At 71.7% G+C, this 10,739-nt stretch carries 17 protein-coding genes; 7 read left to right on the top strand and 10 right to left on the bottom strand.

What is annotated here, in order from left to right; genetic code table 11:
• Positions 1-89: 89 nt before the first annotated feature.
• Positions 90-359 carry a hypothetical protein gene (locus tag ACWGH0_RS31495; protein ID WP_453407681.1) on the bottom strand — a complete coding sequence of 90 codons (270 nt, stop codon included), beginning with the start codon at positions 357-359 and terminating at the stop codon, positions 90-92.
• Between the two features lie 163 nt (positions 360-522).
• Positions 523-1,152, bottom strand: a complete 630-nt coding sequence (locus tag ACWGH0_RS31490) for a hypothetical protein (protein ID WP_453407680.1) — start codon at positions 1,150-1,152, stop codon at positions 523-525.
• Positions 1,153-1,381: 229 nt separating this feature from the next.
• Between ACWGH0_RS31490 and ACWGH0_RS31485 the strand changes: the two genes are divergently transcribed.
• The 3 genes from ACWGH0_RS31485 to ACWGH0_RS31475 all read left to right on the top strand — a co-directional run bounded on the left by ACWGH0_RS31485 (position 1,382) and on the right by ACWGH0_RS31475 (position 3,102).
• Positions 1,382-1,645: an HU family DNA-binding protein gene (locus ACWGH0_RS31485; RefSeq protein ID WP_453407679.1), complete on the top strand. Its 264-nt coding sequence runs from the start codon at positions 1,382-1,384 to the stop codon at positions 1,643-1,645.
• Between the two features lie 37 nt (positions 1,646-1,682).
• A complete protein-coding gene (locus ACWGH0_RS31480) occupies positions 1,683-2,069 on the top strand; it encodes an SRPBCC family protein (RefSeq protein WP_453407678.1) in 387 nt (128 codons plus the stop codon).
• A gap of 220 nt (positions 2,070-2,289) precedes the next feature.
• Positions 2,290-3,102: an SAM-dependent methyltransferase gene (locus ACWGH0_RS31475; RefSeq protein WP_453407684.1), complete on the top strand. Its 813-nt coding sequence runs from the start codon at positions 2,290-2,292 to the stop codon at positions 3,100-3,102.
• Between the two features lie 96 nt (positions 3,103-3,198).
• On the opposite strand, the gene ACWGH0_RS31470 is transcribed toward ACWGH0_RS31475, so the two are convergent.
• Both ACWGH0_RS31470 and ACWGH0_RS31465 read right to left on the bottom strand, forming a co-directional pair.
• Positions 3,199-4,101 carry a helix-turn-helix domain-containing protein gene (locus tag ACWGH0_RS31470; protein WP_453407677.1) on the bottom strand — a complete coding sequence of 301 codons (903 nt, stop codon included), beginning with the start codon at positions 4,099-4,101 and terminating at the stop codon, positions 3,199-3,201.
• Between the two features lie 87 nt (positions 4,102-4,188).
• Positions 4,189-4,422 (bottom strand): DUF397 domain-containing protein, encoded by a 234-nt coding sequence (locus ACWGH0_RS31465; protein ID WP_453407676.1) that lies wholly within the window; start codon positions 4,420-4,422, stop codon positions 4,189-4,191.
• Between the two features lie 167 nt (positions 4,423-4,589).
• Between ACWGH0_RS31465 and ACWGH0_RS31460 the strand changes: the two genes are divergently transcribed.
• Positions 4,590-5,114: an ATP-binding protein gene (locus ACWGH0_RS31460; protein ID WP_453407675.1), complete on the top strand. Its 525-nt coding sequence runs from the start codon at positions 4,590-4,592 to the stop codon at positions 5,112-5,114.
• A 90-nt stretch (positions 5,115-5,204) separates the two neighbouring features.
• Here ACWGH0_RS31460 and ACWGH0_RS31455 read toward each other — a convergent pair whose 3' ends face one another.
• Complete coding sequence (locus tag ACWGH0_RS31455) at positions 5,205-6,461, bottom strand: glycosyltransferase (RefSeq protein WP_453407674.1); 1,257 nt, start codon at positions 6,459-6,461, stop codon at positions 5,205-5,207.
• Between the two features lie 192 nt (positions 6,462-6,653).
• Here ACWGH0_RS31455 and ACWGH0_RS31450 point away from each other — a divergent pair, with 192 nt between their 5' ends.
• The gene (locus ACWGH0_RS31450) at positions 6,654-7,184 is read left to right on the top strand and encodes a DUF4396 domain-containing protein (RefSeq protein WP_453407673.1); all 531 of its coding nucleotides are present in this window, start codon (positions 6,654-6,656) and stop codon (positions 7,182-7,184) included.
• A 160-nt stretch (positions 7,185-7,344) separates the two neighbouring features.
• Positions 7,345-7,752, top strand: coding sequence for a four-helix bundle copper-binding protein (locus ACWGH0_RS31445; protein ID WP_453407672.1), 408 nt, complete (start codon positions 7,345-7,347; stop codon positions 7,750-7,752).
• Between the two features lie 43 nt (positions 7,753-7,795).
• Here ACWGH0_RS31445 and ACWGH0_RS31440 read toward each other — a convergent pair whose 3' ends face one another.
• Together ACWGH0_RS31440 and ACWGH0_RS31435 are read right to left on the bottom strand one after the other, a co-directional pair.
• Complete coding sequence (locus ACWGH0_RS31440; protein ID WP_453407671.1) at positions 7,796-8,323, bottom strand: hypothetical protein; 528 nt, start codon at positions 8,321-8,323, stop codon at positions 7,796-7,798.
• Between the two features lie 17 nt (positions 8,324-8,340).
• Positions 8,341-8,493, bottom strand: a complete 153-nt coding sequence (locus ACWGH0_RS31435; protein WP_453407670.1) for a hypothetical protein — start codon at positions 8,491-8,493, stop codon at positions 8,341-8,343.
• A gap of 116 nt (positions 8,494-8,609) precedes the next feature.
• Here ACWGH0_RS31435 and ACWGH0_RS31430 point away from each other — a divergent pair, with 116 nt between their 5' ends.
• On the top strand, positions 8,610-9,179 hold the full coding sequence (locus tag ACWGH0_RS31430) for a TetR/AcrR family transcriptional regulator (RefSeq protein WP_453407669.1): 570 nt from the start codon (positions 8,610-8,612) through the stop codon (positions 9,177-9,179).
• Between the two features lie 80 nt (positions 9,180-9,259).
• Here the strand turns inward: ACWGH0_RS31430 and ACWGH0_RS31425 are convergent, their stop codons facing one another.
• From ACWGH0_RS31425 to ACWGH0_RS31415, 3 genes are all read right to left on the bottom strand, one after another.
• A complete protein-coding gene (locus ACWGH0_RS31425; RefSeq protein ID WP_453407668.1) occupies positions 9,260-9,712 on the bottom strand; it encodes an ATP-binding protein in 453 nt (150 codons plus the stop codon).
• Positions 9,713-9,825: 113 nt separating this feature from the next.
• Positions 9,826-10,320 (bottom strand): lamin tail domain-containing protein, encoded by a 495-nt coding sequence (locus ACWGH0_RS31420; RefSeq protein WP_453407667.1) that lies wholly within the window; start codon positions 10,318-10,320, stop codon positions 9,826-9,828.
• Between the two features lie 154 nt (positions 10,321-10,474).
• On the bottom strand, positions 10,475-10,666 hold the full coding sequence (locus tag ACWGH0_RS31415; RefSeq protein ID WP_453407666.1) for a hypothetical protein: 192 nt from the start codon (positions 10,664-10,666) through the stop codon (positions 10,475-10,477).
• Positions 10,667-10,739 lie beyond the last annotated feature (73 nt).

Here is a 10,739-nt window from a genome sequence, read left to right as displayed (position 1 = left end):
GTCGGCGGGGCCCGCGCCCCCCCCCCGGGGGGGCCCCGCCCCCCCCGCCCGGGGGGGGGGGCCCCGCGGCAGCCGTGCGGGCGGGGCGGTCAGCCGCCGACCGGGGTGACGCCGAACATGAGGGTCCGGCGGCCGATGTCGTAGTGGACGGTGTCCGTCTCGGAGAGCAGATCCTGAAGGACGTCGGCGTCGGCGGCGTCAACGGTCAGCACTTCCTCCCACGCGCCTTCGTCGAGCACCAGTTGCAGGGTGATGGTGCCCGGGGCTCCGGGCCCGCCGGCCACCCAGCTGAACTGGTAGTGGCTGAGCTGGCGGACCCTGATGCTGTCGTCCGTGACGGGCTGCGTGACCTTGGCCATGACTTCCTCCTTGTGGCGTAGGGACGGGCGGTTGCGGTTCCATGGCTGTGGGCTGATCTCGAACTCCTTCCGAACGCGCCGCGCCCGAGTGCTCGCCGCGCGGCGCGCGCGTACGCGCGCGCCGTGCCGGCGGCCGCGAAACGGGCGACGGCGGAAACCACGCCTAGCAGTGCCACCCCGGCAGACCGCGCTCACGGGCACGGCGAACGGCGGCCATGCCGGTGCCGCCCGCCGCGACGAGGGGTGAGGCGGCCCGGCGCATCATCCCCAGCCGCTGCTGCTCGGGACGCTGCTGCTCGCCGTGGAGGGCGTTGAGGACCAGTACGCCCGCGGTCAGCGCGGGGATCGCCCACTGGAGCACCATGAGCCGGCGCTGCGCCTGGTCCAGCTCGACCGGATGCTCGGCGGCCCGCTCGACGTCCGCGGGGTCGGGGGACGAGGCGAGTTCGACCTTCTTCCCCAGGACACGGGTGTAGGCGGTGGCGGCGAGGGCGGCTCCGGTGAGCACCAGCTTGGCCACCGTGGAGGCGGCCACCCCCTGCTGATAGGCCACCCGGGCGCTGTTGGCACCCAGCACGCCCGCGCCTCCCACCAGGTGTGCGCCGATCGCCGCCGCGTTCACCGGGGTCCAGGCCGCCCAGCCGGCGCTGGCGATGCGCGCGGTGGACATCTCGTCGCCGCCCGTCTTCCTCGCCGCCCCGTTGAGGCCGACGGCACCCATCAGGGAACCGCCGAACCAGGCTGCCAGGCCGACGTCGTGCAGGCTGCGCAGGGCCGTAATGCGTTCTGACATTCGAATCCTTCCGAGACGCATGCCCCGTCGGTCGAGGGCACCGCAAACAGCCTCGGCGTGATCGCGGGCGGCGACCACCGCAGAGCGGGCACACGGGTTACGGGCCCTTGCACCGGCGGTCGGTCCGAGCGGCCGTGCGGGTGCGGGCGGGGCGCGGTGCCGTCAGGCTGGGAGGGACCGACGACCGTACGAAGCCGGATTTTCGGATGGATGGGAACGGGTGGCTCACATGGACAAGTCGCGCCTGATCGAAGCGACCGCGGAGAAGACGGCGCCGGCGGAGTCCGGCAGCGCTCTGCGGCGGGAAGACGTCGAGCGCGTGCTCGACGCCCTCTTCGGGACGGTGGAACACCCGGGCACGATCGCGGAGGCACTGGCCGGGGGCGAGTCGGTCCTCCTGGGCAGCTTCGGCGGGTTCGACCGTGCGGACGGCACGGCGTCCTTCCGGCCGGGGAAGGCGCTCACCGAGTACCTTCAGGGCGCCACCCGATGACACCACCGCCGCCTGCCCGCACAACCGGGCGGGACCCGTGGGCACGCTGACCCTGAGGGCCGCGGGACGCGCCCGGCCCGGGGTCGTGTGGCAGCGGTACACCACGCCCCGGCTGTGGCCCACCTGGTCGCCGTACATCAGACGCGTCCATGCCACCGGTGAACGGATCACCCCGGGCGCGCGGGGGCGGGTCGAGTCGTTCCTCGGGATCACCGCGGTCTTCGTCGTCGAGGAGGTGGACGAGGAGCACCGCACGTGGAGCTGGCGGGTACGGCTGGGACCCGTCCGGCTGGCCCTCCGCCACACCGTACGGCCCCAGGGCGGCGGCACCGCGACGAGCCTCACCCTGCACGGCGCCGCGCCGGTCCTGGCCGCCTACGCGCCGATGGCCCGCCTGGCCCTGCACCGGCTCGTGCAGCCGTGATCCGGCCCGACCGCCGGCGACCGGCCTACGGGTCAACTCGCCTGTCCCGCAACGGCGGTGGCCCTCTCCGGCGATCGGTGGAGCCGCAAGTATCTGCCAAGTCGGCCGAAAGCACACCCAGCATTTCGGTCAGTACGGACATCGGCCTCGTCCGGGCCTGAACGGTCCTAGCATGTCGCTCCTAAGAAGCTGGCTCCCTCTTGGTACGGGTGAGAACTGGATGCGACAGGAGTCGTGGCGGCCGGACGCCATCGACACGAAGGTGCCGAGCGTGGCACGGATGTACGACTACTTCCTGGGCGGGGAGGACAACTACGAGTCGGACCGCGAAGCCTGCGAGCAACTGCTCAAGCAGGTGCCCAGCACCAAGGTGCTGGCGGTCAACAACCGGCGGTTCCTGCGCCGTGTGGTGCGCACGCTGGCGGCCGACCACGGCATCCGCCAGTTCATCGACCACGGATCCGGTCTGCCCACGCAGGACAACGTCCACCAGGTCGCCCAGGCCGTGGACCCCGCCTCGACCGTGGTCTACGTGGACAACGACCCGATCGTCCTGGCGCACGGACGCGCGCTGCTGGAGGAGAACGACCGTACGGCCGTCATCCAGGCCGACATGCGCGACACGGACGGCATCTTCGACCACCCCGAGACCACGCGGCTGATCGATTTCAGCAGGCCGGTGGCGGCGCTCTTCGTCTCGGTGCTCCACTGCATCCCCGACGAGGACGACCCGGCCGCGCTCGTCCGGCGGGTGGCCGCGCGGCTGGCGCCGGGCAGCTTCCTGGTCGTCTGCCAACTGGTCAGCGACCGGCCGGAGATCCGTAAGTTCGTCACCGACTTCATGGCGGAGGCGACCGGCGGCCACTGGGGCAGGGTGCGTGAGGAGAGCGAGGTCGCCGCGTACTTCGACGGCCTGGAGATCCTTGAGCCCGGCCTGGTGGAGGTGTCCACCTGGCGCCCGGACAACGACCTGGCGCCGGTGCAGCCGTCCGACGAGTGGCTCGAATGGGGCGGAGTGGCCCGCCTCACCTGATCCGGACCCACGAAGCCGTCGGCCCCCCGCCGCTCGACGCGACGGCGGCCGGCGGCATCTCGGTCCCCGGTACGGCCATGACCGGGCGCGGGTGCGTCAGAGACCGGCGAGCCGTTTCCTTATCGTTTCGAGCGAGTGCCGGGGCGTCAGGGCGCACGCGCCGAGCCGGTCCATCATGTCGCGGTACTGCTCGACGATCCGCGGCTTCTGCGTGAACGTGCTGTCCGTCAGGTGCTCGATGTAGACGGCGTCCTTGAGGTCGCCCGGCGCGAACCGCAGGTACGTGAGGCCGGTCCCGACACCGACCGCGGCCGTCACGTCGAGCGGGGCGATCTGAAGGGTGACGCGGGAACGCTGCATCATCGCCACGAGGTGCTCCAACTGCTCGCGCATGACCTGCGCGCCGCCCACCTTGCGCATCAGCACCGATTCGTCGATCACGGCCCACAGCCGCGGCCCGTCCGCGTTGTCGAGCTGCCGCTGCCTCTCCTGCCGCAGCTCGACCCTGCGCCGCACCTCGTGCGTGAGCAGATGCCCCGGTCCCGACTGCACCACCGCCCGGGTGTACGCGGGCGTCTGCAACAGGCCCGGAACGTAAAAGGGTTCGTACGTCCTGATGGTTGCCGCGGCGCCTTCGAGCGCGACGAGCGGGGCGAAGAAGTCGGACAGCACGTCGCTGTAGGACCGCCACCAGTCGGCTCGGCGGGACTGCTCCAGCAGCCGCAGGAACTCAGCGACCTGTACGTCGTCGTCCACCCCGTACAGCTGAAGCAGCGCCGCGGCGTCGCTCTGCTTGCAGCCGTGGCGTCCCAGCTCGATTCGGCTGGTTGTCGAGCGGGAGAAGCCGAGCTTGGAGTCGACGTGCGAGGGATCGAACCCCGCGGCGACGCGCAGCTCGCGCAGCTTCCCGCCCAGGATGACCTTGAGGGCGGTCGGGTTGCGCTCAACCGCCCCCAGCGGGCGGGCGAAGAGGGACGGGCTTGGTTCGGCTACGGCCATCACGCTCTCCTGCGGACGATGAAGAGGAACGACACTATCGACCCGCCGCACACATGAGCCAGGGGTTGCGCGGTGAGCCGACGGGTTTCAGCCGATGAAGGAGTCGAAGTCGCCGTCCCGGGCGCCCGCGACGAACGCGGCGATTTCCTCGCGCGTATAGATGAGGGCGGGCCCTTGCGGGTCGCGGCTGTTGCGGACGGCCACGTGGCCGTCCGGAAGTGCGGCCAGCTCAACACAGTTGCCTGTGGCGTTGCTGCGACCGCTCTTGATCCAGTTCGCGGATCCCAGCGCTCGCGAACTGACTCCGTTGAACAACTCCACGCCCACCGCTCCCTCTCGCAACACGTCAACCGAGCCCACAGATCCGGACAGTGCAATCCCAACTGCAATTGCACTTCGTGGTCCGGGTCGACGATACTCGTCCACCACCGGTTGGCGCAGCATCGGGCTCCGAAGCCTGCGAAGGGACGTGATCCGTGGTGATTCACATGACGCAGTCGGCGAGCCCGCACGTCGGACCCGCAGGCCAGGGCGGGTTGGCGACGGCGCACAACTCCGCGTCTCCGCCCGCGGTGCTGAGCGACTCGGAAGCGTTCGTACTGCCCGACGACTTCGCCGCCTGCGGTCTCGACGGCCGCCCCGACAACGCCGGCCGAGCACGCCGGTTCGTGGGGCACACCTTCGAGCGGTGGGCCCTGGGGGACATGGCCGGCGACACGAAACTGGTCGTCAGCGAACTCGTCACCAACGCGGTCCGGCACGCCGTGGAGCCCATGCGGCCGGATGTCGGCGAGTATCCGCTGTGGCTGGGCCTCTTCCGGTACCCCTCGCACCTGATGTGCGCCGTATCCGACCCCAGCCCGGCGGCGCCCCGGGAGCGCGTCGCGGACGCCTGCGCGGTCGGCGGCCGAGGTCTTCAGCTGATCAGCGCGCTGAGCGACAGCTGGTCGTGGGAACCCACAGCACCTCGCGGCAAGACGGTCTGGGCGACCCTGCGTCTCGCCGCGAGCTGACGCCGGCGTCCCGGCCGCGACGGGGGCGGCCGGGGCGTCGGAGCGGGGGCACGGGGCAGTGGGCCGGGCGCCGGGCCCACTGCCCCCGGTCTACGGCTTCGCGTGCCGCAGGCCGACGGCGGCCTGCCCGGGCCCGCCCGCCCCTTCGAGCAGCAGCGTCGCGGCCACCGTGGCCCCGTCGGAGCGGACCGTGCCGGCCACGGCCCGGGCTCGTGCGCGGCATGAGGGGGTCAGGGCCGTCTTCAGCGCGGCGGTAAGGGACTCCGCCGTCGGAGTCGGGCCTTCGTGGGCCGCGCCGATGCCCAGGTCGGCCACCCGGCCTGCCCAGTACGGCTGGTCCGCCCCCTGGGCCACCACCACTTGAGGGACGCCCGCGCGGGCGGCGGTCGTGGTGGTGCCCGCGCTGCCGTGGTGCACGACGGCGGCCACCCGGGCGAACAGCGCCTGGTGGTTGGCCTCGCCGACGGCGAAGCAGTCGCCCTGGTCGTCGATCAGGTCCAGCCCGGCCCAGCCGTGGGAAACGATCGCACGGCGCCCCTGCGCCCGGACAGCCTCGACTGCCACGCGGGCGACGTCCTTCGCGGCAGGCAGGGGCGTGCTGCCGAAGCCCACGTACACCGGCGGCGTGCCGGCGTCCAGGAACGCCGACAGCTCGCGGGAGAGCGGGCGTTCATCGGGGCGGATCCACGCGCCGGTCTGTACGACGTCGAGCCCGGTCGGCCGCCACGGGCTCAGGACGGGGTCCGTCGCCAGCCACGGGCGGTGGGTGAAGGCGTAGTCGCGGACGTTGTCGACCGGCGGCAGGCCGATCGACGCACGGTGGGAGTTGATCGCCGCTCCGAACATCTCGTTCGCGTTCCGGGCGTCGATGGCCCACAGCTCCCGGTTGTCGCTCACTTCCGCCGGCAACGGCCGGCCGCGCCGCCCGGGCGGCGGCTGGTGCGGCGAGGGGAGGCTGATCGGCTGGTGGCTCACGTGCACGTAGCGGATGCCCAGCTTCTCGGCCACCGACCGGGCGCCGGCCGTGACCGGCAAGGGGCCGGTCGCCACCAGCGCGTCGCAACCCGCGGCCGCCTCGGCCACCGCGCCGAACTGCGCCGCGATCAACTCGGCCGCACGCTGCGGCAGTCCGGCGGCCGACCCCGGCAGCACCGAGGTGACGAGCGGGCGCACCGGCCGGCCGAACGGCACCAGCGGCACACCGGTACCGGCCAGCAGCTCCGCGAACTCCTCGTCCGGCGGTGCGCACATCCGCACTTCCGCGCCGAGTTCCCGCAACCGCACCGCGAGACCCACCATCGGTTCGACGCTCCCCCGCGCCCCGTACGTCGACACCAACACACGCATGGCGCGGCTCCCCTGTGCAGCAGTTGCAAGTCGTGGGTGATTCTGCGGCACGGGCGGGGGCTTGCCGCAAGGCCCCCGGCGCCTGTACGTCCAGCTCGCGTATACCCCTGGACTACTACCCCCCAGGGGTATACGCTGAGGGAGTGGGCAGGAACTGAAGACTCCGGTGAACCGGATTGGGGATGACAGGCCATGGACCACACCGCTCACCACACCGGCCCCGCGCACGACCACGCAGCACAGGAGAGCGTGCACGGCGGGCCCGAGCACGGCGGCCACGGGCACGGCGGGGCGTCCTGGAGCACGGCGGCGAAGGCGACGCTGCACTGCCTGACCGGATGTGCGATCGGCGAGGTCCTCGGCATGGTGATCGGCACCGCTCTGCTGTGGGGCAACGTGCCGACGATGGCGCTCGCGATCACGCTGGCCTTCGTCTTCGGCTACTCCTTCACCCTGTTCGCCGTACGACGGGCCGGGCTGGACCTCAAGTCGGCGGTGAAGGTCGCGCTGGCCGCGGACACCGTCTCGATCGCCGTGATGGAGTTCGTCGACAACGCCATCATCGCCCTGACCCCCGGCGCGATGGACGCCCACCTGTCGGACGCGCTGTTCTGGACCGCGCTCCTGGGCGGATTCGCCGTCGCCTTCCTGATCACGACGCCGGTGAACAAGTGGATGATCGGCCGCGGCAGGGGCCACGCGGTCGTCCACGCCTACCACTGACCTCCTGGCCGACCGCCGCCCCCGGAGCGCCCCTTTCCCGCAGCGGGGGCGCTCCCGACGCGTTTGCGCATCCCGCGCCCCGGCCGGACGCTGAATTCAGGGGCCCGAACGGGCGCGGTCACCCGGCGCGCCGGCCTCCGCTGCGAAGGAGGCCACCGCGATGACCATGGTCAAGGACATGCTCGCCACCTACCCGGCCGACCTGGGCGGCGTCGACCGCGACAAGCTCACCCGCTGCATCGAGGAATGCGTCGCCTGCGCGCAGGCGTGTACGGCGTGCGCGGACGCCTGCCTCTCCGAAGGCATGGTCGGCGACCTCACGAAGTGCATCCGCACCGACATGGACTGCGCCGACATCTGCACCGCCACCGCCGCTGTGCTCTCGCGCCACACCGGTTACGACGCGAATGTCACCCGCGCGGTCCTTCAGGCGTGTGCCACGGCCTGCAAGGCGTGCGCCGACGAGTGCGCGTCCCACGCCGACATGCACGAGCACTGCCGCGTCTGCGCCGAGGCGTGCCGCTCCTGCGAGCAGGCGTGCAACGAGCTGCTGGGGGCGCTGGACTGACCGACCGGCGGGCCGCCGGAATCGCGTCGGGCGGCCCCGCGCCTCACGCCCGCGCCTCGGCGCTGCCCGCTGCCCGCGCGGGTCGTGCGCGCTCCCCGCGGCGGCCGCGCCGGGTCGTTCCACGGGGCTTGAACACGGAAAGCCCGGCAGCGATCAGCAGCACCACCACGGCGGCGCCCGCGTCCGCGATCAGCTGCACGCGCATGCCCTCCAGCTCGCCGTCCGCCAGGGCAGCCCGCCCGGCCGCGTCGGCCAGGTGGCCGACCGGCTGCATGTGGACGAGCAGCAGTACGGTGGCGAACACGGTGATCAGCAGCTTCGCGATCATCCAGTAGTGGCGGAAGAGACCCCACACCGTGCCCAGCGCCTGCACCACCCCGGTCACCAGGGACGCGGCGGCGAGCGGTACGACGACCGCCCATGCCACGAGCTCCATCGCGATGTAGGAACTGCGGACCGTCTGCGGATCACCGCTGATCAGTCCGGCGACGGCCAGGGCGAGGAACGCGACGACCGCGCCGAGCCAGCCGAGAGACGCGGCGACGTGCGCGGTCAGCGCAGCCTTCCGCAACCGCGGCGGGTACGGCTTCACCGCGCGTGTCCGGCCATGCCGCCCCCGGCCAGGTGGACGATCACGAACACCACGACAAGGGCGACAGCCACCACCGCCGAGATCTGCACCCAGCGCGGAGCGCCGTCCTCACCGGAACTCCGGGGCTCGTGGTCCGGCACATCGGCCATGACGGCCTCCTCCAGGCGATCAGGACGGAACGAACCCCGCCACTCGACTTTTACGAGACACAGTGTCTCCGTCGCGGCGCAGTGTATCCCCCTACGTCCGTCTGTAGTCTTCACTGGTGCCGAAGCTCTGGAACGAGACGATCGACGCGCACCGCCAGGCGGTGCGGGAGGCGATCCTGGACACCACCACCGAGCTGGTGGGAGCCGGCGGGCTGCGCGCGGTGACCATGTCGCGGATCGCCGAGCGGACCGGCATCGGCCGGGCCACCCTTTACAAGTACTTCTCCGACGTCGAGGCGGTCCTGCTGGCCTGGCACGAACGGCAGGTCACCGGCCACCTGCACCGGCTCGCGGAGGTCGCCGGGCGCTCCGGGCCCGCCCCTGAGCGCCTGCGCGCCGTTCTCGCCGCCTTCGCGGACATCACGCGCCGGCGCCACGGCGGCGACCTTTCCGCCCTCCTCCACCAGGGCGACCACGTCACGCACGCCGAACAGCACCTGACGCACATGCTGGAGAGCCTGATCGCCGAAGGGGCCGCGAGCGGCGGCCTGCGCGACGACGTGCCGCCCGCCGAACTCGCCCAGTACTGCCTGCGCGCCCTGACCGCGGCCGCCGGGCTCACGACTGCTGCCGCGGTCCAGCGGCTCGTCGACGTCACGTACGACGGGTTGCGCCCGCCGGCCTGACCGTCGCGGCGAGCTGCGGACGGCTTCCCCGGAAGGCGCGGAACGGGGCCGGTATCGGGGCGGGGACGGGGGCGTGCCCTTCAGCATCGCTTCGCGGCCGGACTCGGCACGTACGGGGGGATCTCCAGTTCGGCCCACACCGTGTGGCCTCCGCGGGACGGCCGGTCTCCCCAGGATCGGGCGATTCCGTCGACGAGGAACAGGCCGCGCCCTCCGCCGTCCAGGGTGAACGAGGGATGGCGCCAGTGCGCGCGTACCCGGTCCACATCGATGCCCGGTCCGGCGTCCTCCACCTCCAGGCGGACGTAACACCGACCGCTCCGGGCGCCGAAGAACCAGATGCTGGCCCGCCACGGCGGCTCGCCGTGGCGCACGGCGTTGGACAGCAGTTCCGTCACGACGAGCAGTGCGTCTTCGCAGACGCCTTCCAGGTGCCGACGGGCCAGCTGCCTCCTGACCTCGGCACGTACGACCGCCCCTGTCGGTGAGGTGAAGCGGCGGGTGCCGCAGCCGAGGAGCGACGAAACCGGCATATCGACCTTCATGCCCTTGATTCGTTGCCGACCGCGTGACGGATGGGTCTCACCCCTCGCCGGTCACACGACTCCGGCCCCCCGCGCCACCGGGGGGCCGGAGACCGGGCCGATCAGTGGAAGGAGATGTAACCGTTGCCGTCGCTGTCGTTGGCGCTCTTGCTGTACGAGTGGACGTCGGCGCGGCTGCCGGAGGGCTTGTAGAAGTAGATCGTGTCGCGATCGTTGTTCCACATGAAGTTGCAGTTGTCGCGGTAGACGACGTTGTTGGCGTCGGAGTCGGTGCCGTTGCCGCCCCGCAGCTTCACGTAGTCGCCGGGCTGGAGGTAGTGGTTGGCGGTGAACGTGAAGCGGTTGCCGGTGGCGTCCTTCACGAAGTAACCCTTGAGGTTCACGGTCGCCGTGGCCGAGTAGTTCTTGACCGTCAGGTACTCGTCACGGGTGTTGCCCGACGAGCAGCTGTTGGAGTCCCGTCCCGGCGCGTCGTACTGGACGCCGCGAATCTTCAGTGCGGAGGAGTATTCGGCGGCCTGCGCCGGGCCCGCGAGGAGAACGGCGAGCGAGCCGACCGTGATGGCGGCGGCTGTGGCGGCATGGGTGATACGCAAGGTGAGGTCCCCCCTCAGTAGTGCTGATGAGCAAGCCGAAGCCTACCGATATGAGGAACGCCTGGTTACCGTTTCAAGTAATTGTGCGTACATCGACGGTCACGGCGGGTACGGGCCGGGGGGCGCGCCCGGGCGCCGGTGCGTGTCGGCGGAGTCAGTCGTCGGAATCGCTGCGGGAGCCCGCGTTCTTGCTCGTACGGCTCGCCCGGGACACCACCTCGGCCGCCCCCAGTGTCACGGCGGCGACCACGCGCACCCAGCGGGGGCCGCCCCGCGCGGCCCACACCACGGAGACGCACCCTCCCACCACGAGCAACAGGACTCCGGACAGCACCAGTACCGCCATGCTCAACTCCCCCTCTTCACCACGCCTTCCGCGCATCTTCTCATCGCGCACCGCGCCGTACGGCCGCGCGCCG

It is taken from the genome of Streptomyces sp. NPDC054887 (assembly GCF_053610585.1).
Note: the sequence above shows the minus strand (reverse complement) of the source record. Positions and strands in the feature narration are given on the sequence as shown.

Coding starts and splice junctions, on each gene's coding strand:
- ACWGH0_RS31495 (WP_453407681.1), bottom strand. CDS start 359: ATGGCCAAGGTCACGCAGCCCGTCACGGACGACAGCATCAGGGTCCGC.
- ACWGH0_RS31490 (WP_453407680.1), bottom strand. CDS start 1,152: ATGTCAGAACGCATTACGGCCCTGCGCAGCCTGCACGACGTCGGCCTG.
- ACWGH0_RS31485 (WP_453407679.1), top strand. CDS start 1,382: ATGGACAAGTCGCGCCTGATCGAAGCGACCGCGGAGAAGACGGCGCCG.
- ACWGH0_RS31475 (WP_453407684.1), top strand. CDS start 2,290: ATGCGACAGGAGTCGTGGCGGCCGGACGCCATCGACACGAAGGTGCCG.
- ACWGH0_RS31470 (WP_453407677.1), bottom strand. CDS start 4,101: ATGGCCGTAGCCGAACCAAGCCCGTCCCTCTTCGCCCGCCCGCTGGGG.
- ACWGH0_RS31460 (WP_453407675.1), top strand. CDS start 4,590: ATGACGCAGTCGGCGAGCCCGCACGTCGGACCCGCAGGCCAGGGCGGG.
- ACWGH0_RS31455 (WP_453407674.1), bottom strand. CDS start 6,461: ATGCGTGTGTTGGTGTCGACGTACGGGGCGCGGGGGAGCGTCGAACCG.
- ACWGH0_RS31450 (WP_453407673.1), top strand. CDS start 6,654: ATGGACCACACCGCTCACCACACCGGCCCCGCGCACGACCACGCAGCA.
- ACWGH0_RS31445 (WP_453407672.1), top strand. CDS start 7,345: ATGACCATGGTCAAGGACATGCTCGCCACCTACCCGGCCGACCTGGGC.
- ACWGH0_RS31435 (WP_453407670.1), bottom strand. CDS start 8,493: ATGGCCGATGTGCCGGACCACGAGCCCCGGAGTTCCGGTGAGGACGGC.
- ACWGH0_RS31425 (WP_453407668.1), bottom strand. CDS start 9,712: ATGCCGGTTTCGTCGCTCCTCGGCTGCGGCACCCGCCGCTTCACCTCA.
- ACWGH0_RS31415 (WP_453407666.1), bottom strand. CDS start 10,666: ATGGCGGTACTGGTGCTGTCCGGAGTCCTGTTGCTCGTGGTGGGAGGG.